General features: G+C 70.3%; 21 protein-coding genes. 13 read left to right on the forward strand and 8 right to left on the reverse strand.

The features are described 5' to 3' along the window. Positions 1–48: 48 nt before the first annotated feature. Positions 49–594 (forward strand): GerMN domain-containing protein, encoded by a 546-nt coding sequence (locus tag KOI35_RS11735; RefSeq protein ID WP_215786465.1) that lies wholly within the window; start codon positions 49–51, stop codon positions 592–594. Positions 595–603: 9 nt separating this feature from the next. On the opposite strand, the gene KOI35_RS11740 is transcribed toward KOI35_RS11735, so the two are convergent. Further along, the gene (locus KOI35_RS11740) at positions 604–948 is read right to left on the reverse strand and encodes a hypothetical protein (protein WP_215786468.1); all 345 of its coding nucleotides are present in this window, start codon (positions 946–948) and stop codon (positions 604–606) included. Positions 949–1,036: 88 nt separating this feature from the next. Between KOI35_RS11740 and KOI35_RS11745 the strand changes: the two genes are divergently transcribed. The 4 genes from KOI35_RS11745 to KOI35_RS11760 all read left to right on the forward strand — a co-directional run bounded on the left by KOI35_RS11745 (position 1,037) and on the right by KOI35_RS11760 (position 6,213). Then, complete coding sequence (locus tag KOI35_RS11745; protein ID WP_215786471.1) at positions 1,037–2,695, forward strand: aminotransferase class V-fold PLP-dependent enzyme; 1,659 nt, start codon at positions 1,037–1,039, stop codon at positions 2,693–2,695. Between the two features lie 85 nt (positions 2,696–2,780). Further along, on the forward strand, positions 2,781–3,680 hold the full coding sequence (locus tag KOI35_RS11750) for a dioxygenase family protein (protein WP_215786474.1): 900 nt from the start codon (positions 2,781–2,783) through the stop codon (positions 3,678–3,680). A gap of 94 nt (positions 3,681–3,774) precedes the next feature. Then, positions 3,775–5,001 (forward strand): DUF1800 domain-containing protein, encoded by a 1,227-nt coding sequence (locus KOI35_RS11755; RefSeq protein WP_215786476.1) that lies wholly within the window; start codon positions 3,775–3,777, stop codon positions 4,999–5,001. 9 nt (positions 5,002–5,010) lie between these two features. Further along, positions 5,011–6,213 carry a DUF1501 domain-containing protein gene (locus KOI35_RS11760; protein WP_215786478.1) on the forward strand — a complete coding sequence of 401 codons (1,203 nt, stop codon included), beginning with the start codon at positions 5,011–5,013 and terminating at the stop codon, positions 6,211–6,213. A 229-nt stretch (positions 6,214–6,442) separates the two neighbouring features. Here KOI35_RS11760 and KOI35_RS11765 read toward each other — a convergent pair whose 3' ends face one another. Next, positions 6,443–7,444, reverse strand: a complete 1,002-nt coding sequence (locus KOI35_RS11765) for a TolB family protein (RefSeq protein ID WP_215786480.1) — start codon at positions 7,442–7,444, stop codon at positions 6,443–6,445. Between the two features lie 164 nt (positions 7,445–7,608). Between KOI35_RS11765 and KOI35_RS11770 the strand changes: the two genes are divergently transcribed. The 3 genes from KOI35_RS11770 to KOI35_RS11780 all read left to right on the forward strand — a co-directional run bounded on the left by KOI35_RS11770 (position 7,609) and on the right by KOI35_RS11780 (position 10,917). Next, positions 7,609–8,115 (forward strand): MarR family winged helix-turn-helix transcriptional regulator, encoded by a 507-nt coding sequence (locus KOI35_RS11770; protein WP_215786481.1) that lies wholly within the window; start codon positions 7,609–7,611, stop codon positions 8,113–8,115. A gap of 198 nt (positions 8,116–8,313) precedes the next feature. Then, complete coding sequence (locus KOI35_RS11775; RefSeq protein ID WP_215786483.1) at positions 8,314–9,948, forward strand: flavin-containing monooxygenase; 1,635 nt, start codon at positions 8,314–8,316, stop codon at positions 9,946–9,948. Between the two features lie 12 nt (positions 9,949–9,960). After that, positions 9,961–10,917, forward strand: a complete 957-nt coding sequence (locus tag KOI35_RS11780; RefSeq protein WP_215786485.1) for an alpha/beta hydrolase — start codon at positions 9,961–9,963, stop codon at positions 10,915–10,917. Positions 10,918–10,960: 43 nt separating this feature from the next. Here the strand turns inward: KOI35_RS11780 and KOI35_RS11785 are convergent, their stop codons facing one another. Beyond that, entirely contained in the window at positions 10,961–11,440 is a 480-nt protein-coding gene (locus tag KOI35_RS11785) for a macro domain-containing protein (protein ID WP_215786487.1), read from the reverse strand. A gap of 374 nt (positions 11,441–11,814) precedes the next feature. On the opposite strand from KOI35_RS11785, the gene KOI35_RS11790 reads away from it, so the two are divergent. After that, entirely contained in the window at positions 11,815–13,122 is a 1,308-nt protein-coding gene (locus KOI35_RS11790; protein WP_215786489.1) for an aminotransferase class V-fold PLP-dependent enzyme, read from the forward strand. 162 nt (positions 13,123–13,284) lie between these two features. Here KOI35_RS11790 and KOI35_RS11795 read toward each other — a convergent pair whose 3' ends face one another. Then, positions 13,285–13,953, reverse strand: a complete 669-nt coding sequence (locus KOI35_RS11795; RefSeq protein WP_215786490.1) for a hypothetical protein — start codon at positions 13,951–13,953, stop codon at positions 13,285–13,287. Further along, positions 13,950–14,579 carry an FMN-dependent NADH-azoreductase gene (locus tag KOI35_RS11800; protein WP_215786492.1) on the reverse strand — a complete coding sequence of 210 codons (630 nt, stop codon included), beginning with the start codon at positions 14,577–14,579 and terminating at the stop codon, positions 13,950–13,952. The genes KOI35_RS11795 and KOI35_RS11800 overlap by 4 nt, the downstream gene beginning before the upstream one ends. 86 nt (positions 14,580–14,665) lie before the next feature. Here KOI35_RS11800 and KOI35_RS11805 point away from each other — a divergent pair, with 86 nt between their 5' ends. After that, positions 14,666–15,106 (forward strand): MarR family winged helix-turn-helix transcriptional regulator, encoded by a 441-nt coding sequence (locus tag KOI35_RS11805; protein WP_215786494.1) that lies wholly within the window; start codon positions 14,666–14,668, stop codon positions 15,104–15,106. A gap of 3 nt (positions 15,107–15,109) precedes the next feature. Here KOI35_RS11805 and KOI35_RS11810 read toward each other — a convergent pair whose 3' ends face one another. Both KOI35_RS11810 and KOI35_RS11815 read right to left on the reverse strand, forming a co-directional pair. Then, on the reverse strand, positions 15,110–15,847 hold the full coding sequence (locus KOI35_RS11810; RefSeq protein ID WP_215786496.1) for a hypothetical protein: 738 nt from the start codon (positions 15,845–15,847) through the stop codon (positions 15,110–15,112). Further along, a complete protein-coding gene (locus KOI35_RS11815) occupies positions 15,844–16,392 on the reverse strand; it encodes a TetR/AcrR family transcriptional regulator (RefSeq protein ID WP_215786498.1) in 549 nt (182 codons plus the stop codon). The genes KOI35_RS11810 and KOI35_RS11815 overlap by 4 nt, the downstream gene beginning before the upstream one ends. A 98-nt stretch (positions 16,393–16,490) precedes the next feature. Here KOI35_RS11815 and KOI35_RS11820 point away from each other — a divergent pair, with 98 nt between their 5' ends. The 3 genes from KOI35_RS11820 (at position 16,491) to KOI35_RS11830 (ending at position 20,930) form a co-directional block, all read left to right on the forward strand. Then, positions 16,491–17,018 carry a hypothetical protein gene (locus KOI35_RS11820; protein WP_308120912.1) on the forward strand — a complete coding sequence of 176 codons (528 nt, stop codon included), beginning with the start codon at positions 16,491–16,493 and terminating at the stop codon, positions 17,016–17,018. A gap of 2 nt (positions 17,019–17,020) precedes the next feature. Then, on the forward strand, positions 17,021–18,829 hold the full coding sequence (locus tag KOI35_RS11825; RefSeq protein WP_215786500.1) for a dihydrolipoyl dehydrogenase family protein: 1,809 nt from the start codon (positions 17,021–17,023) through the stop codon (positions 18,827–18,829). 550 nt (positions 18,830–19,379) lie between these two features. Continuing rightward, on the forward strand, positions 19,380–20,930 hold the full coding sequence (locus KOI35_RS11830; protein ID WP_215786502.1) for a pectate lyase family protein: 1,551 nt from the start codon (positions 19,380–19,382) through the stop codon (positions 20,928–20,930). Here KOI35_RS11830 and KOI35_RS11835 read toward each other — a convergent pair. Then, a partial coding sequence (locus KOI35_RS11835) for a hypothetical protein (RefSeq protein WP_215786504.1) occupies positions 20,918–21,155 on the reverse strand: 238 nt, incomplete at its 5' end. The two genes, KOI35_RS11830 and KOI35_RS11835, sit on opposite strands and share 13 nt — an antisense overlap.

Genomic DNA, 21,155 nt, shown 5'->3' on the forward strand with positions numbered 1-21,155 from the left:
CCATGACGGACCCCGGGGACCGCCCGGGCGCGAGGCATCATTTCGGGTATGCGCAAGAGCTGGGCCGTCCTGACGGCCGCCGTCGTGGTGGGCGGCTGTGGGGTCGGTGCCCAGGACGAACCGCACGCGGTCACCCTGCCCCGGCACGCGCTGACCAGCCCGGGCGTCGGGCAGGTGGAACCGGTGGGCGACGTCGCCCAGGTGCTCTGCCTGGTCCGGGACGGCCGGCTGGTGCAGACCGTCCGGCGGACGCAGTCCTACCCGTCGGCCCAGACCCAGCTGAACAGCCTGGTCTCCGGGCCGAACGCGGCCGAGCGGGCCACCGGGCTGACCACGACGCTGACCGGGCTGACCCTCACGGCACGCGGCATCTCCGGCGCGGAGGCGACCGTCGAGTTCCCGGACATCAACCCCCGCAGCGACGAGCCGACCATCTTCGCTCAGATCGTGTGCACGCTGACGGCACGCCCCGACGTGGCCGAGGTGTCGTTCATCCGGGACGGGCAGCGGCTCGAGGTGCCCCGGGCCGACAACACGCTGACCAACGCGCCGCTGCGCAGCAGCGACTACGCCGAGATGCTGCAGCCCGGCTGACCGAATGGATCAGGCCGCGGCCAGCGCCGGGTGCCGTTTCTCCCATTCGCTGCGCACCTTGACCGGCAGGTGCAGGTGCCGCCAGAGCCGGCGCAGCACACCGGGGTTGAGCAGGTCGTTCACCTCGCAACAGTCGGCCGCCTGGCACAGCACGGTCTGGTAGGCCTGGCGCTGCTGGGCCGGGTCGTCGAGGTTCATCAGGCGCCGGCTGCGGTGGCCGGTGGCCATGTGGCGGGGTAGTTCGAGCATGCCGACGCTGTGGCCGTGGAGGTCGTCGAGGCGGTCAGGGACGCTGGGAGCCCGGTCGTTCGGGCCGCGATGCTGGCGGCCGTCCCGGGTGGCGACGTAGGGCATGTGACCAGGCTAGGCTCGCGTCGGTGCACCCAGCGGCGGGTCGGCCGGACCGGTGGCTCGGGTGCCGAAATGGGCTGCGAGGTGAACCATGGAAGCACCGATGCTCCGGAGGCTGCGCGAGGGTTCGATCGGCACCGGGGTGCTGCTCGACGGGCCGTTCGGGCCGCGCCGGGTCACCTACGCCGACCAGACCGCGTCCGGGCAGGCTCTCGACTTCGTCGAGGACTACATCCGCCGGACGGTCCTGACCGGTTACGCCAACACCCACACCGAGGCGTCCTTCACCGGCGCCCGCACCGGGGCGTTGCGCGAACAGGCCCGCGAGATCATCCACACCGCGGTCGGCGGCGGACCGGACGACCTGGTCCTGTTCTGCGGCTCCGGCTCGACGATGGCCGTCAACAAGCTGGTCGCGCTGCTCGGCCTGCGCATCCCGGAAAACCTCGACGAACGGTACGCGCTGGCCCGGCACATCCCGGCCGCCGAGCGCCCGGTCGTGTTCGTCGGCCCCTACGAGCACCACTCGAACGTGCTGCCGTGGCGCGAGTCGATCGCCGACGTGGTCGAGATCGGCAGTGACGGGCGCGGCAATCCCGACCTGGACGATCTGCGGCGCGCTCTGCAGGCGTACGGGAAAAGGCCTTTGCGGATCGGCAGTTTCAGTGCGGCCTCCAATGTGACCGGTCTGCTGACCGAGGTCGAGGCCATCTCGGCCGTGCTGCGCGAGCACGACACGCTGTCGGTCTGGGACTACGCGGCGGGCGGGCCCTACCTGCCGATCAGCATGGACGGCAAGGACGCGATCTTCCTGTCGCCGCACAAGTTTCCCGGTGGCCCGCAGACGCCGGGCGTGCTGGTGGTGGGCAAGCACCTGATCCGCAATCCGGTGCCCACGGTGCCGGGCGGCGGCACGGTGGCGTTCGTCGACCCGGAAAGCCACCGCTATCTCGACGACCCGATCGCGCGCGAGGAGGGCGGCACCCCGGCCATCGTCGAGTCGATCCGGGCCGGCCTGGTGTTCCAGGTCAAGGAATCGGTCGGTACTGACGTGATCGGCGCGCAGGAGCACCGCATGTGGGAACGGGCGCGCGACCGCTGGGCATCCGAGCCGCGCATCGAGATCCTGGGTGATCTGAAGGCCCGGCGGCTGCCGATCGTGTCGTTCCAGATCCGCGCCGGCGAACAATATCTGCACCACAACTACGTGGTCACGCTGCTCAACGACCTGTTCGGCATCCAGGCCCGGGGCGGGTGCAGTTGCGCCGGTCCGTACGGGCATCGCCTGCTCGGCATCGGTCCCGAGCTCTCGCACCGGTTCGAGCACGAGATCGAGGACGGCTGGGAGGGCATCAAGCCGGGCTGGTCGCGGCTCAACTTCGCCTATTTCCTGTCCGATACGGTCGCCGACTATCTGATCGAGGCGGTCGCGCTGATCGCCGCGCAAGGCGCCCGGCTCCTGCCCGACTACCGATTCTCTCCCCGTACGGGCGTGTGGCGTCACGTCGAGGCCCGCACAGCCCGGCCGTCGCTGTCCGACCTGCGGCTCGGCGATGACGGCACGGTCACCTTCCCGGCCGCGACAAGTCCGGTGGGCGAGGAGGTGCTGGCCGGTCACCTGGCCGACGCCCGCGCGATCCTGGCCGGCCGGCCCGACCCGGTCGACGGCGACGGCTCGCAACTGCCCGAGGCGTTCGAGAAGTTGCGCTGGTTCCTGCTTCCCTCCGCTTGTCTGCTCGCTGTGAGCTAATTTACTTGACGGAACAACTTTCCGGCGTATCGTAGTTAGTGCTTTAGCCTTCAACTATTGCTCTTGCTATCGCCAGGAGTTCGCGATGACCAGCACGACCGAGGCGGCCGACGCCCGCATCCCCGCGGCCCACCCCTTCGCGGCGCACGTGCGCCGGGCGGTGGCCGCCGAGGCCGCGGACCCGCACCGCACCTGGACCCCGGCCGACGGGCCGCTGCCGAGCCTGTACGTCAGCCACGGCGGCGGGCCGATGCCGTTCGAGAACCCGGAGTGGCTCAACCCGCTGCGCCGGTGGGCCCGCTCGCTGCCCAAGCCCAAGGCGATCCTGATGGTCAGCGCCCACTGGGAGTCGGCGCCGCTGTCGATCAGTGCGGCCCGGCCCAGCGAGCTGGTCTACGACTTCGGCGGCTTCAACCCGATGTACTACCAGTTCCGCTACGACACCCCCGACGCCACCGAGCTGTCCCGGCAGGTCGTCGCCATGATGCCGGACGCCGACCGGGTGCACGAGCACGCGAGCCGCGGCCTCGACCACGGCGCCTGGGTTCCGCTGAAGATCATGTATCCGATGGCCGACGTGCCGGTGCTGCAGCTCAGCCTGCCCACCGAAAACCCGGACGAGCTGTTCAAGCTGGGCGAGCGACTGCGGCCGCTGCGCGAGCAGGGCGTGCTCGTGGTCGGCTCCGGCCACATGACCCACGGGCTGCCGTTCCTGACCCGCGAACAGTTCGTCGACGGCAAGGTGCCCGGCTGGTCGGCCGACTTCGACGAGTGGGCGGCCGAGGCGCTGTCCCGCGGCGACGTGAACGAGCTGGCCGGCTACCGCAGCAACGCGCCCGGCATGCCCTACTCGCACCCGACGGTCGAGCACTTCACGCCGCTGTTCGTGACGCTGGGCGCGGCCGACGAGCCGACCGCGCCGGTCGAGACCAAGCTCGAGGGATACTCGATCGGCCTGTCGCGGCGCTCGTTCCAGACCGTCTGAGGCTCCGCCTTCGAGCGTGACCCGGATCGATGAATGATCGGGCTCGGACCGGACGCTTACACAACGCTTACACGGCCGGTTTAGCGTCGCCGGCATGACCGATCGCACTCAGGTGGCGCATCTGCTCCGGCGGCTCACCTTCGGGCCGACCGCGGCCGAGGTGGACGCCGCCGGGAAGGCCGGGTTCGATGCCACCGTCGAGCGCCTGCTGAAACCGGTCGCCGTGCCGTCGCCCCCGGACATCGGGGACGAGCCGGCGGCCGGGGAGACCCGCGAACAGCGCCAGGCCAACCGCAAGACCCAGCGCGAGCAGGTGACCGCACTCGGCAAGTGGTGGCTGGGCCGGATGGCGGCGGGCGGCGCGGCCTCCGGCGAGAAGCTCACCTTCTTCTGGCACGGCCACTGGGCGACCAGCGCCCAGAAGGTCCGCTCGGCCCACCTGATGCTGGCTCAGCAGCAGACGTTCCGGCGCTACGGCACCGGTGACACCTCGCCGCTCGTACGGGCCATGCTGCGTGACCCGGCCCTGATCCTGTGGCTGGACGGGCAGAAGAACACCCGCAAGGCCCCCAACGAGAACCTGGCCCGCGAGGTCATGGAACTCTTCACGCTCGGCGTGGGGGCGTACGGGGAAGCCGACGTGAAGGCCGGCGCACGGGTGCTGACCGGATGGTCGATCGACCGGGCCGCCGGAACGGCCAAGCTGGTCGCCAAGCGGCACGACCCGGGCCAGGTGACGCTGCTCGGGCAGACCGGCGTGTTCGACCTGGACGCGTACGCCGACCTGCTCGTCCGTCACGAGGCCCACGTGCCGTTCATCGCCCGCCGGCTGTGGGCGCGCTACGCCGGAAGCGATCTGCCGCCGCCGTCGGTCGCGGCCGCCGGGCGCAACACCACGGCGCTGCTGCGGGCGGTGGTGCGCGCGCCCGAGTTCGCCGCGACCAACGGCCTGCTGGTGAAGCAGCCGATCGAGTGGGTGATGGGCGCCGTCCGGCAGCTCGGGATCCCTGCCAAGGGCACCGAGGGCTACCTGAAGTCGCTCGGGCAGGTGCCGCTGCGGCCACCCTCGGTCGGTGGCTGGCCCGCCGGCGCGGCCTGGCTGACCACCTCGTCCACGCTCACCCGCCTGAAGGCCGGGCAGAAGCTCGCTGCGCAATATCAGGGCGACGCCCTCTCCGGTGCCGACCGGGTCGAGGCGCTCGCGAACCTGCTCGTCGTCGACGGCTGGAGCGATCGCACGGCGGCCGTGCTCAAGGACGTCAAGGAGCCCCGCAAGCTGCTCGCGCTCGGCCTGGCCAGTCCCGAATACGCCGTCCACTAAGGATTTCTCATGGATACCATCACTCGACGACGCTTTCTGATCGCCAGCGGGGTGGCTGCCGGCGCGGCGGGGGCCACCGCTTTCGGCCTCCACGAGATCCTGGCCACGGCGGGCGACGGTGATCCGGCCGCGAAGACGCTCGTGCTGGTCACCCTCTACGGGGGAAACGACGGGCTCAACACCGTCATCCCGTACGGCGATCCGGCCCTCGCCGCCGCCCGGCCCGACTTCGCGTACGGGGAGAACGAATTGCTCGATCTCGGCCAGGGTGAGGCGCTCAACCCGGGTATGCCCGGCCTGCACAAGCTGTTCGGCGAGGACCGGCTCGCCGTCGTGCGCGGGGTCGGCTATCCCAAGCCCAACCGCAGCCACTTCCAGTCGATGGACATCTGGCAGACCGCCCAGCCCGACCGCCCCGGCACCACCGGCTGGCTGGGCCGCTGGCTCGACGTCGCGGGCGGCGACCCGCGGCTGGCCATCTCGTTCGAGCCCGTGCTGCCGCCCCTGCTGGCCGGGGCCACCAGCGCCGGCGCGACCGTCCCGGGCGGAGAGCTCAAGCTGCCCAACGGCGTCACCCCCCAGCTGCTCAATCAGATCGGGAAGTCCGACCCGTCCGATTCGCCGGCGCTGGCCCGGGCGGCGGCGTGTTTCTCCGACCTTTCCCGCGTACGGGATCTGGTGTCCGCGCCCCTGGCCGAGTCCGACGACGACACCGAGGCTCCCGCCACGGCCACCGGCGGCGCCGCCCCGCCCCTCGACCAGCAGCTGGCCCTGGTCGCCCGCTGCATCGAGGCGAACGTCGCCACCCGCGTCTACTCGGTGTCGCTGGGCGGCTTCGACCTGCACGCCGACGGCAAGGACGCGCAGAAGTCGCTGCTGGCCAAGCTGGACAAGGCGCTGGCCGCGTTCGCCACCCGGATGGCCGGCAAGAACGTCGTCACCGCCGTCTACTCCGAGTTCGGCCGCCGGGTGAAGGCGAACGCCTCCGACGGCACCGACCACGGCACCGCCTCCAACGTCTTCCTGCTGGGCGACGGCATCACCGGCGGCCTGCACGGCGAACCCCCGAACCTGACCGACCTGGACGACGGCGACCTGAAGTTCACCACCGACTTCCGCGACATCTACGCGATGCTCCTGGCCGACGTCCTGGGCAGCGATCCCGCCCAGGTCCTCGACGGCTGGACCGGGAAGCTCGAACTGGCCGCCTGAGCCGGGGCCGCCGCCGTCAGCAGGTGCCGGATCCGCCGTAACGGAAGGTGCGCGCGCTGATCTGGTAGACCGAGTACGCCCGCGGATAGGTGGCGAAGTTCTTCAGGTCGACGGCCGCGCTCGTGGAGGCTCGCCCACAGCCACCAGGCGACGGTCAGGTGCGGGTCGTCGTCGCCGTTGAGCGCGGGGTCGACCGTCCAGCCGATCCCGACCGCCCGCTCCGATCGGGTCAGGCCGGTCCCCAGTCCGCGCCGTAGTCGAAGGCCGGTGAGGTGGAGACCCGGCGCCGGTCGGAACCGTCGGGCCGCATCGTCCACACGTCGCCGTTGAGCTCGGTGGCGCTGGTGCGGAAGCTGAAGGCGATCCGGCGGCCGTCCGGTGACCAGCTCGGGGTGGTCGCGCGGCCGGTCGTCCCGGTCAGATACCGGATCCGGCGCATGCAGTCCGCCTCGGACACGCATGTGGCGGGCACCGTCGCGACGGCGAGGGCGTCGGTGCCGGGGCGCGCGACCTGGAACACGATCAGGTCTCGGGTGGGTCCCCGCCGCGCCGGGGACAGGTCGGGGCCGTCGACCGGCAGGCTCCAGCTGGTGAGCTGCCGCACGCGACGGTCCGGCAGGTCCATCCGGAACAGGGCGGTGGCGGAGTCCGCGTTCCGCAATCGGAAGTAGACCAGGTAGCCGGCACCCGGCGCGGTGCTCGCGTGGTAATCCTCGATCAGACCGTCGGGCCCGGGCGGCGACAGTCGCCGCACGTCGGTGCCGTCGGGGCGGGCGGTGTGCAGCACCGCCGAGCGGGCCGAGTTGTTCGGCTGGTCGAACGGCCCGATCACCCGGGTGAAGAAGATCCGCCCGTCGGGCAGCCAGCCGGGTTCGAGGTCGTCGGCGCACGGGGTGCGGCAGCCGGTGTCGACGGTGTGGTCGTTGCGGCCGGTGACGTCCACGATGCGCAGGTCGGCCTGCTCACCGCTGTCGCGCTGGTAGAGCACACGCCGGCCGTCGGGGGAGATCGAGGGCAGGATGTCGCGGGCGCCGGGCGTGTCCGGGGTGAGCCGGCGGCCGTCGCGGCCGTCCGGCCGGGCGGTCTCCAGGTGTCCGGTGGTGAAGGTGGTGTCCGGGGCGTTGATCCAGACGATGCGGCCGCTGGCTTCCGTCCGGCCATTGGCCCAGGATGGTGACGCTCCGGTGACCAGAGCGGTCATGGCGACCGCGATGACGAGTGTTCGGCTCATGGCTCCTCCCGTTCTGGGCGGCATTTCGACAGAGTCCGTACCGCCCGGATTCTGCTCCCGGTACCCGGCCGGGAGCGAGGTGCGAAACGGCAGAGGTGACTCCGCCGATCATCGGTACTCGGCGCGCTCCCGGTTGGACAGTCGGCGGTCGTACGATCGTGGCCATGGACGACCTTCCCGACCTCGTCGAGTCCGAGCAGGCCATGCGCCGGCACGTCGAGTCGCTCGGGCTCGACTTCCCGGCCGGTCTGGCCGTGTCGAGCATCTACCGCGCGGCCAACGCCGTCCGGGCGTACGCGTCGAACGAGGTTCTCCGTCCGTACGACCTGACCTGGACCGGGTTCGTCGTGATGTGGGTGGTGTGGATCTTCGACGGGATGGAGACGCGGCACGCGGCCGAGGCCTCGGCGATCTCCAAGGCCACGCTGACCGGGGTGGTCAAGACCCTGGAGGCGCGCGGCTGGATCCGTAAGCAGGGGCGTGCGGACGACCGCCGCCTGGTCGAGCTGCACCTGACCGACGACGGTCGCCGGCTGATGGAAGAGGTCTACCCGCGGTTCAACGCGGTCGAGTCGCGGCTGGTGGCCGGGCTCTCCGGTCGCGGCATGTCGGACATGACGGAAAGCCTCCGCGAGATCGTCCGGACCGTGGAGAAGTCCCAGCTCAGGTGATCTTCCGTAGCGGGAAAGAAACACCTCGGAAACATTGACTGGATGCAGAATGCATCCTAAGTTGTGGGCTACGTCACGCACTGGTCACCTCTGGTGACGGAGACGCTCGAGCTCTCTCCGCAAGCGAATCACCCCTTCGGCCCGTGCCGCGGCCCTGTGCCGCGGGCGGCCGGCCCTCGATTTGCCAGGAGTCCGCCCATGTCCCAGACCGTTCAGGAGACCGCGACCGAAACTCGTAACGTTCCGCCGACTGTGGACGTCGTCATCGTCGGCGCCGGGTTCTCCGGCATGTACCTGCTGCACAAGATGCGCCAACAGGGCCTCACGGCCGTCGTCTTCGAAGCCGGCACCGGCGTCGGCGGAACCTGGTACTGGAACCGGTACCCGGGAGCCCGCGTCGATGTCGAGAGCCTCGCCTACTCGTACTCCTTCTCCGAAGACCTCGAGCAGGAATACCCGTGGGAGGAGCGCTACCCGACCCAGCCCGAGATCCTCAAATACGCCAACCACGTCGCCGACCGCTTCGACCTGCGCAAAGACATCGTTTTCCGTACGCGGGTGTCGAGCGCGACATGGTCGGAAGAGGAAAACTCGTGGGCCGTTCGCACGGAGCACGAAGACTCCGTCACCGCCCGCTTCCTGGTGATGGCGACCGGCTGCCTCTCCGCGCCGAAGCTCCCCGAGATCCCCGGCATCGAGACGTTCAAGGGCACCTCGTACCAGACCTCGCGCTGGCCCCACGAGCAGATCGAGTTCACCGGCAAGCGGGTCGGCATCATCGGGACCGGGTCGTCCGGCGTCCAGTCCATCCCGGTGATCGCCGAGACGGCCGACGACCTGACCGTCTTCCAGCGCACCCCGTCCTATTCGCTGCCCGCCCGCAACCGCCGGCTGCGCGAGGACGAGATCGCCGCCATGCGGGCGACCTACCGCGACTACCGCCAGGCGCAGAAGGAATCGGGCGCGGGCGTGCCGGTCGTCGTACCCACCAAATCGGCCCTGGAGGTGACCGAGGAGGAACGCAACGCGGCCTTCGAGGAAGCCTGGGAGAGCGGCAGCCTGGTCAACCTGCTGTCCACGTTCACCGACTTCGCGACCAATCAGGCGGCCAACGACACGGCCAAGGCCTGGATCCACGGCAAGATCCACGACATCGTCAAGGATCCCCAGGTCGCCGATGACCTGTGCCCCGACTACCCGGTCGGCACCAAGCGGCCCTGCCTGGACACGAACTACTTCGAGACGTTCAACCTCCCGAACGTGCACCTGGTCAACCTGCACCGCACCCCGCTGGTCGAGGTGACCGAGAAGGGCATCCGGACCAGCGACCAGGAGTACGAGTTCGACGTCATCGTCTACGCCACCGGCTTCGACGCGATGACCGGCGCGCTCACCAACGTCGACATTCGCGGGCGGGACGGGCTGTCGCTCAAGGAGACGTGGAGCGCCGGCCCCCGTACGTACCTGGGAATCGGCTCTGCGGGTTTTCCGAATCTCTTCATGATCACCGGGCCGGGCAGCCCGTCGGTGCTCTCCAACATGATCGTGTCGATCGAGCAGCACGTCGACTGGGTCGCCGACGCCATCGCCCACCTCGAGCAGCAGGGCCTGCGCACGATCGAGGCCACCCCGGCCGCCCAGGACGAGTGGGTCGACCACGTCAACCTGCTGGCCAGTTACACGCTCTATCCGCGCGCCAACTCCTGGTACATGGGCGCCAACGTGCCCGGCAAGACCCGCGTCTTCATGCCGTACTGCGGCGGCGTGGGGGAGTACCGCAAGAAGTGCGACGACGTGGCCGCTCAGGGCTACGTGGGTTTCTCCTTCGCTTAGAAAGGGTCAACTATGTCCCGTCGTGAACTGATCGATTCCGAGGTCGCGGTCCCGCTCAACCAGCTGCTCGAGGCCATGCCCGGCGGCTTCAACTCGGTGGCCGACATCGTGCAGCGCCGCGCCACCGTCGAGGCGATGCTGAGCGGTATCGAGATCCCCGAGAACCCCAACGTCCGTAAGGAGGACCGGACGGTTCCCGGTCCTTCGTCTGAACCAGACATCACGGTGCGGATCTATACGCCCGTCAACGCCACGGGCCCGCTCCCCGGCATCTTCTACATCCACGGCGGGGGCATGATCCTCGGCAGCGTGGACGGCGAGGATCCCAACGCCACGTATATCTGCGACGAGGTGCAGGCGGTCGTGGTGTCGGTCGAGTACCGGCTCTCACCCGAGCACCCGCACCCGGCGCCGGTCGAGGACTGCTACGCCGGTCTGGTGTGGACGGCCGCCAACGCCGCCGAACTGGGCATCGACCCCGCGCGGCTGGCCATCTACGGCGCGTCGGCCGGGGGCGGGCTCACCATCGCCACCGCGCTGCTCGCCCGCGACCGGGGTGGACCGGCGCTGTCGTTCATGATGCCGATCTACCCGATGATCGACGACACCAACACCACCGAGTCGAGCCACGAGATCGTCGACATCGGCATCTGGGACCGGGCCGGCAACATCGAGGCCTGGGCCTGGTATCTGGGCGGCAAACCGGCCGACCAGTACGCCGCCCCGACCCGCGCGGCCGACCTGGCCGGGCTGCCGCCCGCGTTCATCGACGTCGGCACGGTCGACCTGTTCCGCGACGAGGACATCGCCTTCGCCCAGCGCTTGATGGCGGCCGGCGTGCCCACCGAACTGCACATCCACCCCGGCAGCTACCACGCGGCCGAGACGTTCGCGGCGGAGGCGGCGCTGTCCCAGCGGATCTGGGCGCTGCGGCTCGACGCGTTGCGGCGGGCCCTCGCGCTTCCCTGACGGCCGCTCTGATCGCCGCCCGGGCCTCGCTCCCGGGCGGCGATCAGTCGTGGTCGTAGACCGTCGTCTCGATGTCGCGCACACACAGTTCGGCGATCACGAGCGGTTCGATGCGCTCCCAGCGGCCACCGGCCAGGCCACACCCGATCCGTGGCATGTGGACACTCGCACCCAGCCCCTCGGCGTGCCCGGCCACCGCGGCCAGACCCTTCTCGACAGCCTCGTAACGCACCGGCGCCGGCCCGCGCCGCGCGACCCGGATGCCGCGCTGCCCGACCATGTTGGCCACCCACAGATCCGGCCGCACCTGCACGAGCTGGGTGGCGCCGAGCCCGAAATCGTTCCTGGCGCGCTCACGGTGCCACTGCCGGAAGGCGCGCTCCGGTTCCGGCCAGCGCTTCGAGATGGCCAGCACAAAGCCCCGGCCCCAGCCGCCGAGGTCGTTGCACACGTGCGCGATGACCTTCGGCCCTTTGGCCTGCGGGCTGGTCGCGTCCCCCCGAATGATCCGCAACTCCTTCACGCCGAGATGCTGTCACCGCACCTCACCCGGCGTCGAGGAGATTTTCCCGTACGCCCGTGAGCCGGTCCGCGTCGTCGTGCCGTTGATTCGATCATGCCGCCCCCCGGCCGGCTCGCGGTCGCCTCGCGGTGGCTCGCGACCGGCGTTCGGATGGCTCGCGGTCGCCTCGCGGTGGGCCTGCGATCGGCTCGCGTCGGGGTTGGGGTCGGCGTGCGGCTGGCGCGCGGTGGGCTCGCGGCTCCTTGCGGTCAGCTGCGGGGGCTCCTGGCCGGTCCCCGTTGGCTGGCTCGCGGTGGGCTCGCGGCTCCTTGCGGTCGGCTTGCGGGGGCTCCCGGCCGGTCCCCGTTCGGTAAGCCCTGCTCTAGGCTCCGGGCATGACACTTGACCTCGCCCGCATCCGGTCGGAATACCCCGCGCTCGCCGAGGGATTCGTGCACTTCGACGGGGCCGGCGGCACCCAGCCGGCCGCGCCGGTGATCGACGCGATCGCGGCGGCGATGCGCACCGCCGTCTCGAACCGGGGCACCTCCCACGAGCCGGCCCGCCGCTCGGGCGAGATCGTCGCCGCCGCCCGCGCCGCCGTGGCCGACCTTGTGGGCGGCGACCCGGCGGGCGTGGTCTTCGGACCGAGCGCCACCGCCCTGACCTACCTGGTGGCCCGCACCCTCTCCCGGTCGTGGGGTCCCGGCGACGAGGTGGTGGTCTCCCGGCTCGACCACGACGCGAACGTCCGCCCATGGGTCCAGGCCGCCGAAGCCGCCGGCGCGACCGTCCGCTGGGCCGACATCGACCTGGCCACCGGCGAGTTGCCCGTGGCGCAATACGCCGACCTCGTCGGCCCCCGCACCCGCCTGGTGGCTGTGACCGCAGCCAGCAACGCGATCGGCACCGTGCCCGCCGTCCGCGACATCGCCGATGTGGCCCACGCGAACGGCGCCCAGGTCTACGTCGACGGCGTGCACGCCACTGCCCACCGCCCCACCGACGTCGCCGCCCTGGGGGCCGACTACTACGTGACCAGTGCCTACAAGTGGTCCGGTCCGCACTACGCCGCAGTGGTGGCCGACCCGGTCACCTGGGAGCCGCTGCACCCGGTGAAGCTGATTCCGTCGCCTGCGGCGGCCCCCGACCGCTTCGAATACGGAACGCTGAGCTTCGAGCTCCTGGCCGGCGTAACCGCGGCGGTCGACTACCTGGCCGGCTTGGCTTCCGGCGCCGCTGCTCCCGCCGGCGTTTCCGCAGGCGATCCTGTTCCTGTCGGCGGTTCCGTTTCCGCCGGCGGTTCTGTTTCTGTCGGCGCGTCTGTTCCTGCTGGCGGCGGTGTTCCCGCTCCCGGCGATCGCCGCGGCCGTCTGCTGGCCGGCATGGCGGCGGCCGAGGCTCACGAGAACGAGCTCGCCGCACGCCTGCTCACCGGCCTGAAGTCGATCGACTCGGTGACGCTGTGCCCGGCCGGTAGCGATCGATGCCCGACCATCTCGTTCCGTCTCGGCGACCAGGCCCCCGCCGAGACCGCGCGCCGTCTCGGCGAGCAGGGCATCTGCGTCTCGCACGGCGACTACTACGCGGTCGAGTACTTCGAGGCGGCCGGCCTGCGCGCCACTGGGGGAGCGGTCCGGGCGAGCCTCTACCACTACAACACCGCAGACGAGGTCGACCGCCTGCTGGCGGCACTCAAATAGGCCTCCCGTCCGGTCGCCGGCTCCGCGAGAGCCGGTGACTCGTCGTGCGCGGTGACTGGTCTCGCGCGGTGACTGGTCTGGGGCGGTGACCCGTCTCGCGCGGTGACCCGTCTCGCGCGGTGACTGGTCCGGGGCGGTGACCCGTCTCGCGCGGTGACCCGTCTAGGCGGGAGCTTGCAGCCGACTCGTCCGGTTGCCGTCGACGGCCGCTCCGGCTGACCGGTCCGGAGCGCCGGCCCCTCTCCAGCCGAGGCGTAGCGCCAGCACGGCCGTCGCCGCGGCGAAGGTGAAACCGAACCACGCCTGCCCGACCGGAAACGCGAACCCCGACACAGTGAAGAGCGACAGCAGAACCCCGTACGCAATCCCGGGCTCTCGCAGCCGCCGATCGCTGCGCGCTATGGACACACCGAGCACGATCGCCGCGACGACCAGCAGGAACGAGGCGGACAATGCGGTCGCGAACAGTGCCGGCCCGTACGCAGTATCGGCATTGATCTCGGCCATGCCCGGTGTCCCGGCCAGGTGCGCGCGCCCGATGCCGGGCTGCACGAAGGCGGCGCTCCCGAACGCGGCGGCCAGGAAGACGTTGGCGATCGTCGTCAGGACGAACCCGGCCGGCCGCAGCCGCAGCCGCGCCGTGACCGTGGCGGCGCCCAGGATCGCCAGCCCGGCGCCGAACACGCTCGCACCGAGGTGGCTGAGCAGGAATGTGCCCGTGGTGACGTACCGGGAATAGGCCTCGAAATCCTCGACCGGCGGCTGGTGCGTGAGAGTGCTCAGGCCGAGCAGGACGCCGTACGCGGGCAGGGCCCAGACCCCGGCTCTCACCGGAACGCCTTGGCGAGGTCTCGGGCCTGCGCGTGGGCGAGGCGACGCCCCGATTCGGCGTCAGCGGTGGCGAGGTTCGGCCGGAAGTGGACGCTGCGGACGTCGTCGACTCCGGCCCAGCGGAGCCAGTCCTCGACGTACGGGGCCTGGAAGTCGGATCCGAAAGCCGGCCCGCGACCCGGACCGTACACGGCACTCGTATAGATCACCGCGGCGCGCTTACCGGTCAGCAGGCCACGGTAGCCCTCGACGGGATCGAACCCGAACACCATGCCGGGCTGGCTGACGACGTCGATGAACTGCTTGAGGATGTACGGAACTCCGGCGTTCCACATCGGCACGCTGAACACGTACCGGTCGAAGGAATTGAATCGGCGGAACGTCTCCCGCGCCGCCTCCCAGGCTCGTGCCGCCTCGCCCGCAGGCTGCTCACCGGCGAAGACGGCCATCTTGGCGGCCGCGGCGTCCGGGCCGAACGCGGGGAGCGTCCCGTCCCAGAGGTCGAACTCCTCGATCCGGGTGTCCGGCGAGACCTCACGCAGCGTGTCGAGGAACGTGGCGGCGAGCGCCCGGGACTCGGACCGCGGGCCGCGCGGGGAGGCGGAGATGTGCAGAACGTCGTGCATGGCTGACTCCTTCAATAAGAATGCGTGCGCACGCACATTGTTACTCCGATGCGTGCGCACGCACAAGAGTTGGCTAGGGTGTGGTGATGACCGACACCGATGTGTCCGCCTGGGCGGCGCTGCTGCGGGTCCACGCGGCGCTGGTCCCGCGCATGGACCGGGAACTCCAGCAGGCCTGCGGGTTGCCGCTGACCTGGTACGACGTGCTGCTCGAGCTGAACGCGGCCCCCGGCCGGCGGCTCAGCATGGGGGAGTTGGGCGAGGTCGCGGTGGTCTCCCGCACGCGCGTCAGCCGGGTGGTCGACCAGCTGGTGACGGCCGGACTGGTGATCCGCTCGGCAAATCCGGAGGACAGGCGTTCCGCGTACGCGGAAATCACCGACGACGGCCGCAAGCGCCTGCGCGAGGCCGCGCCCGTCTATCTCGGCGCGATCGAGCGTCATTACACGTCCCGGATGACGGCCGCGGAGTCACGCACCGTGGCATCGGCCCTCGAGAAGGTGCTCGCCGCGCTGCCGGGTGCCTGACGGTCAGCCCGGCCCGGTGCCCAGCGCCCGGGCGAGCCGGTCGTTCTGCTCGCGGGTGATGCCCTGCGCCAGCCGGATCCCGCGCCGGGGACTGTGCTCGGCGTCGCAGACCAGGATCCCGCCGAAGACCTCGTCGCCGTCCCGGTGCGGCTCCGGCATGGTCCACCTGGCCGCCGCGAACATCGGATGGTCCAGCAGTCGTGCCACCAGGCGTTCCGTTTCGTGCTCCGGCACCACCTGCGCCGACCTCAGGGCCCGGGCGACGACGTCGACCGCGTCGGCCGGCGTGTCCCGGTCACCCAGCGCGGGCAGCAGGAGCAGCAGCCGGGCGTGCGGATCATGCACTCCGGGGCTCGAGCGGTCCGGGGTGCGGGCGATGTGGACGAGTTCCCGCCACGCGAGGCCGGGGCCGGCGAAGTGGCCGTCGATCGTGGCCAGGAATCCCCGGCGGTCCCAGTCCGCGTGGGTCACGAAGTAGTCGATGCCGGCATCTTCGGAGAAGTTGGCGAACACCACGACCGCGGTGTGGCCGCCGCCGAACGGTATCCGGAAGGCCGGCCACGCCTCCTCGTCCATCAGCGCGTCGGCTGCGGTGTCGAGATCGTCATTGTCCACGCCGAACAGGTCGGGCACGTTCTCGTCCCGCTCGCACATGCCCATCAGGTAGGCGGCCCAGAACCCCGGCCGGTCGAGCAGATCCTCGCCGGCCACGACCGGGTCGTCCTCGTATCCGTCGATCACACCTGCTCCATGTGCACTCGCACCAGGCCGTCGACCCCGCGCAGGAACGTGTCGCAGACCAGTTCCGGATCGAACAGGCACCCGGCCGCCATCGCCCCGTCGCGCAGCATCACGAAGTGACGCGCCGCGGGCTCGCTGTCGAGCAGGCCGGTGATCGTGTCGAGGAACCACTGCCGATGCGCGAGCACGGTCTGGTGCACCGGGTGGGCGGGGTCGGCGTACTCGGCCACCGCGTTCAGGAACGCGCACCCCCGGAACCCCCGTGACCGGATGCCCGCCGCGATGCCCTCGGCGACGGCCCGCACCGTGTCGGCCGGTGACTTGCCGGCGGCCATCGCGCCCTCGATCTGCCCGCGGATGGCCCGGTCGGCCTCGGTCAGGTAGGCCAGCACCAGATCTTCCTTGCTGGGGAAGTGCCGGTAGAACGTCGCCCGGGTGACCTGCGCCTCGGCGACCAGCCGGTCGACGCCGACGGAGTGAATGCCCTCGCTGTAGAAGATCGAGCTCGCCGTCGAGAGCAGCCGCGACCGTGCCTCCGAAACCATGTGCCCACCCTAACGGATAGAACGTTCGTTCTTGACAATCGTGCCACGCCCCGTCAGTGTGGTCTGTGACAGAACGTTCGTTCTACCAAAGGATCGCCGTGACGACCGTCGTAGCCCCCGCACCCGCCGCCTCCCTGAAGAGGCTCTATCTCGTCCGCTTCGCGTTCGCCGTGGTCTGGGCCGGCCTGCTCTTCACGACGGCCAAGGAGCTCGGCCCGCTCGCCGTCACGCTGCTGGTGATCTACCCGCTGTTCGACGTCGTCGCCGCAGTCGTGGACTACCGGGCCACGCGGTCCCGGGTCCTCCTGCTCAACATCGCGATCAGCCTGCTGACCACGGTCGGCGTCGCCGTCGCGGCCGCCTCCGGCATCCCCGCCGTCCTGCGGGTCTGGGGCGCGTGGGCGATCGTCGCCGGGCTCGTCCAGTTGGTCGTCGCGCTCGGCCGCCGGGGGATGGGCGGGCAGTGGCCGATGATCCTCAGCGGTGGCATCTCGGTGCTGGCCGGCGGCTCGTTCATCGCCATGGCCGGCGCGGCCGAACCCACCCTGGGCAACGCGGCCGGCTACGCGATCCCCGGCGGCGTCTTCTTCCTCATCTCGGCGCTGCGCCTCGGCCGGGTGAAGTGACCATGTACGACGTCATCATCATCGGCGCCGGCCCGGTCGGCGAGAACGTGGCCGACCGCGTGGTCCAGGGCGGCCTGACCGCCGCGATCGTCGAACGTGAGCTCGTCGGCGGCGAATGCTCGTACTGGGCCTGCATGCCCACCAAGGCCCTGCTGCGCGACGCCGCCGCCCTGCGCGCCGTTCGTGCCCTACCAGCCGCGCGTCAAGCCGTCACCGGTGCCCTCGACCCGGCCGCGGTCCTGCGCCGCCGCGACGATTTCGCCTCCCACTGGAAAGACGACGGCCAAGCCTCCTGGCTGGAGAGCGCCGGCGTCGCGCTGCACCGGGGGCACGGCAGAATTCTTTCTCCCCGTACGGTCGAAGTGGACGGACTGATTCTCGAAGCGCGCCACGCCGTGGTCGTCGCCACCGGCAGCTCGGCGCTGCTGCCCGACATCCCCGGCCTGCGCGAATCGTCCCCGTGGACCAGCCGCGAAGCCGCCTCGGCCACCTCCGTACCGGCCCGGCTGGCCATCATCGGAGCCGGCGTCGTCGCGACGGAGATGGCCACCGCGTACGCGGCCCTCGGAAGCACCGTCACCGTCCTGGCCCGCGATGGCGTGCTGCCCGCGGTCGAACCCTTCGCCGCAGACCTGGTGACGACTTCGCTGCGTGAATCGGGCGTGACGGTGCTGACCGGCGCCTCCGCCACAGCCGTACACCGCGACGACGCCGGAACAGTCCACCTGACCGTGACCGACGGCTCAACCGTTTCCACCATCGCGGCCGACGAGGTGCTGGTCGCGATCGGCCGCACCCCCAACACCACCGACCTCGGCCTGGAGACGATCGGCCTGACCCCAGGAGCATGGCTGACCGTCGACGACTCCCTCCGGGTGACCGGCAGCCGCCCCAGCGGCCCCGGTTCACCCCCGGTTGCTGACAACCGGCCCGAGGTCGGTGGTTCGCTGCCGGCCGTTGACGGTCGTGGTTCGCTGCCGTCCGCTGATGGCGGTGGTTCGCTGCCGTCCGTTGATGGTCAGCTAGCCGGCGGTGGTTCGCTGTCGTCCGCTGATGGTCAGCTCGCCGGCGGTGGTTCGCTGCCGTCCGCTGATGGTCAGCTCGCCGGCGGTGGTTCGCTGCCGTCCGCTGATGGTCAGCTCGCCGGCGGTGGTTCGCTGCCGTCCGCTGATGGTCAGCTCGCCGGCGGTGGTTCGCTGCTGGCCGTTGATGGCCAACTCGCCGGCGGTGGTTCGCTTCCGGCGGTCGACGGTCGGGTTGGTGCCGACGGTCCATCAGCGTTCACCGGCGACTGGCTCTACGCCGCCGGCGACGTGAACCACCGTGTTCTGCTCACCCACCAGGGCAAGTATCAGGCTCGCGCCCTCGGTGACGCGATCGTGGCGCGCGCCCGGGGAGCAGCCGTGGACGACAGCCCGTGGGGTCGCCACGCCGTCACAGCCGACGAGCGGGCCGTCCCGCAGGTCATCTTCACCGAGCCCGAGATCGCATCCGTGGGCGTGACCGCCGCAGCCGCCGAGGCGCTTGGCCTGAACGTGCGGGTAGTCGACTACGACCTGGGCGCCGTGGCCGGTTCGGCTCTGCACGCCGAGGGCTACCGCGGTCAGGCGCGCATGATCGTCGACGAGAAACGCCACGTCATCGTCGGCGTCACGCTGGCCGGCCCCGACGTCGCCGAACTGATCCACGCGGCCACGATTGCCATCGCCGGCGAGGTGCCGATCGACCGCCTGTGGCACGCCGTTCCCGCTTTCCCGACCGTCAGCGAGGTCTGGCTCCGGCTGCTGGAGGCATACGGCCGCCCGTCCTGAGTCACCCGCCCTGCTAGCGACACGCGCAGTCCAGCCGTTGTCCGCGGACTGCGCGTCGCGCTGTCAACTGCGCGTCGCACTGTCCAGTTCGCTCGTGGATTGCGCGTGGCCTGACCGCAGGCACGCGAGTTGTCCGTCGCGCGGCCCGACCGCTCGTGCGTCGCGTGGCCCGATCGTAGGTGTGCGAGTTGTGCGTTGCGCGGCCTGACCCCAGGTGCGCGAGTTGCGCGTCGCGCAGTCCTGACCGCGCGTGCGTTGCGCGTGGCCTGACCGCAGGTGCGCGAGTTGCGCGTCGCGCAGTCCAGGCCGCTTGTCCGTCGCGCGTCAGTTGCGCGGCCGGCATCCGGTCGGCCCGGGCTGCGAAATGCAAACGCTGCAAACGCTTGCTGATGTTATCGACTTGTTTCTATTCTCGCTGGGGTAAGCGCTTTCCTCCCTACGGATCGCCGAGTCGGCGTGGGTGGCCGGCCCGTGGCCTCAGGACGGCCGCGGGCCCGAGACAACGGTTCGTACTGGCAGCGCCCGTTTGCGAGAAGGAGCGAGAACAGCCATGAAACGAACAACCAAACGCGCAATCGTCGCGCTGACGACCGGGGCCGTCGGGGCCGCGATCGTCGCCGTCCTGCCGCTGCCCCAGGCCAGCGCCGCCGCGGTGGGCTCCGCGACCGGCTACGCGTCGATGAACGGCGGCACCACGGGCGGCAACGGCGGCGCCACCGTCCGGGCCACCACCGGCACCCAGATCCACCAGGCGCTGTGCAGCCGGGCCAGCAGCAGCACCCCGATCACGATCGAGGTCTCCGGCACGATCAACCACGGCAACACGACCAAGGTCTCGGGCAGCAGTTGCAACACCGCCGCCGACAAGATCGAGCTCAAGGAGATCAGCAACGTCACCATCATCGGGGTGGGCGGCGGCGCGGTCTTCGACCAGTTGGGCATCCACATCCGCGATTCGAGCAACATCATCATCCAGAACGTGACCGTGCGGAACGTCAAGAAGTCGGGCTCGCCGACCTCCAACGGCGGCGACGCCATCGGCATGGAGAGCACGGTCCGCAACGTCTGGGTCGACCACGTCAATCTCGAGGCGTCCGGCGGCGAGTCCGCGGGTTACGACGGACTGTTCGACCTGAAAGACAACGTGCAGTACGTGACGCTCTCGTACGCGTACCTGCGCAACTCCGGCCGCGGCGGACTGATCGGTTCGAGCGAGACCGACACCTCGAACAGCTTCATCACGTTCCACCACAACCGCTACGAGAACATCGATTCCCGTACGCCGTTGCTGCGCGGCGGCATCGCCCACATCTACAACAACTACTACTTCAGCCTGAACGAATCGGGCATCAACTCGCGCGCCGGTGCGCGGGCCAAGGTGGAGAACAACTACTTCGAGGACTCGAAGGACGTGCTCGGCACCTTCTACACCGACGCCGCCGGTTACTGGCAGACCGCAGGCAACATCCTCGACAACGTGACCTGGTCGAGCCCCGGCACCGACACCAAGCCGGCCGGCCCGAGTATGGCCTCGACGACCACCGTGAGCGTCCCGTACTCGTACCGCCTCGACGGCGCATCCTGCACACCGGACGTCGTTCGCTCAACCGCGGGCGCCAACACCGGCATCCGCACGTCGACCGGCAGCTGCTCGACCACCAATCCCACCACTCCGCCGACGACGCCGCCCACGACGCCGCCGACCACACCTCCCACCACGCCGCCGACTTCGCAGCCGCCGAGCGGCACCAACCTGAGCCTGGCCGGCGGCGCCGACGGTTCGAGCAAGGCGAGCGGCACCAGCTACGGCAACGTCAAGGACGGCAGCCTGACCACCTACTGGTCGCCGAGCAGCAACAGCGGCTCCATCTCGATCAAGTGGAGCACCGCCACGACAGTCGGCCGCATCAACATCCGCGAGGTGTCCGCCGCAGTCACCTCTTACCGCATCCTGAACGGCGACACCGGCGCAGTCCTCAAGACCGGTTCCGGCGCAGGCGTCATCTCCTTCGCACCCACTTCGCTCAAGAAGGTCACCTTCGAGATCACCGCCGCGAGCTCAGCCCCGCGCATAGCCGAGTTCGAGACCTACGCAAATTGAGCGTTGCGCTCACCCGCGTGGTCGCGTAGTTGAGCGATGCGCGCAGTTGAGCGACATGAGCGATGCGCGCAGTTGAGCGGCTGCACGTAGTTGAGCGTTGCGCGCAGTTGAGCGACATGAGCGATGCGCGCAGTTGAGCGGCTGCACGTAGTTGAGCGTTGCGCGCAGTTGAGCGACATGAGCGATGCGCGCAGTTGAGCGGCTGCACGTAGTTGAGCGTTGCGC

The sequence above is a fragment of the Paractinoplanes bogorensis genome, assembly GCF_018829635.1.
Lineage (GTDB): Bacteria > Actinomycetota > Actinomycetes > Mycobacteriales > Micromonosporaceae > Actinoplanes > Actinoplanes bogorensis.

Bases quoted from the DNA above. Each gene is read 5' to 3' on its own strand.
- KOI35_RS11735 (WP_215786465.1), top strand. From the start codon at position 49: ATGCGCAAGAGCTGGGCCGTCCTGACGGCCGCCGTCGTGGTGGGCGGC.
- KOI35_RS11740 (WP_215786468.1), bottom strand. From the start codon at position 948: ATGCCCTACGTCGCCACCCGGGACGGCCGCCAGCATCGCGGCCCGAAC.
- KOI35_RS11745 (WP_215786471.1), top strand. From the start codon at position 1,037: ATGGAAGCACCGATGCTCCGGAGGCTGCGCGAGGGTTCGATCGGCACC.
- KOI35_RS11750 (WP_215786474.1), top strand. From the start codon at position 2,781: ATGACCAGCACGACCGAGGCGGCCGACGCCCGCATCCCCGCGGCCCAC.
- KOI35_RS11755 (WP_215786476.1), top strand. From the start codon at position 3,775: ATGACCGATCGCACTCAGGTGGCGCATCTGCTCCGGCGGCTCACCTTC.
- KOI35_RS11760 (WP_215786478.1), top strand. From the start codon at position 5,011: ATGGATACCATCACTCGACGACGCTTTCTGATCGCCAGCGGGGTGGCT.
- KOI35_RS11765 (WP_215786480.1), bottom strand. From the start codon at position 7,444: ATGAGCCGAACACTCGTCATCGCGGTCGCCATGACCGCTCTGGTCACC.
- KOI35_RS11770 (WP_215786481.1), top strand. From the start codon at position 7,609: ATGGACGACCTTCCCGACCTCGTCGAGTCCGAGCAGGCCATGCGCCGG.
- KOI35_RS11775 (WP_215786483.1), top strand. From the start codon at position 8,314: ATGTCCCAGACCGTTCAGGAGACCGCGACCGAAACTCGTAACGTTCCG.
- KOI35_RS11780 (WP_215786485.1), top strand. From the start codon at position 9,961: ATGTCCCGTCGTGAACTGATCGATTCCGAGGTCGCGGTCCCGCTCAAC.
- KOI35_RS11790 (WP_215786489.1), top strand. From the start codon at position 11,815: ATGACACTTGACCTCGCCCGCATCCGGTCGGAATACCCCGCGCTCGCC.
- KOI35_RS11800 (WP_215786492.1), bottom strand. From the start codon at position 14,579: ATGCACGACGTTCTGCACATCTCCGCCTCCCCGCGCGGCCCGCGGTCC.
- KOI35_RS11805 (WP_215786494.1), top strand. From the start codon at position 14,666: ATGACCGACACCGATGTGTCCGCCTGGGCGGCGCTGCTGCGGGTCCAC.
- KOI35_RS11815 (WP_215786498.1), bottom strand. From the start codon at position 16,392: ATGGTTTCGGAGGCACGGTCGCGGCTGCTCTCGACGGCGAGCTCGATC.
- KOI35_RS11825 (WP_215786500.1), top strand. From the start codon at position 17,021: ATGTACGACGTCATCATCATCGGCGCCGGCCCGGTCGGCGAGAACGTG.
- KOI35_RS11830 (WP_215786502.1), top strand. From the start codon at position 19,380: ATGAAACGAACAACCAAACGCGCAATCGTCGCGCTGACGACCGGGGCC.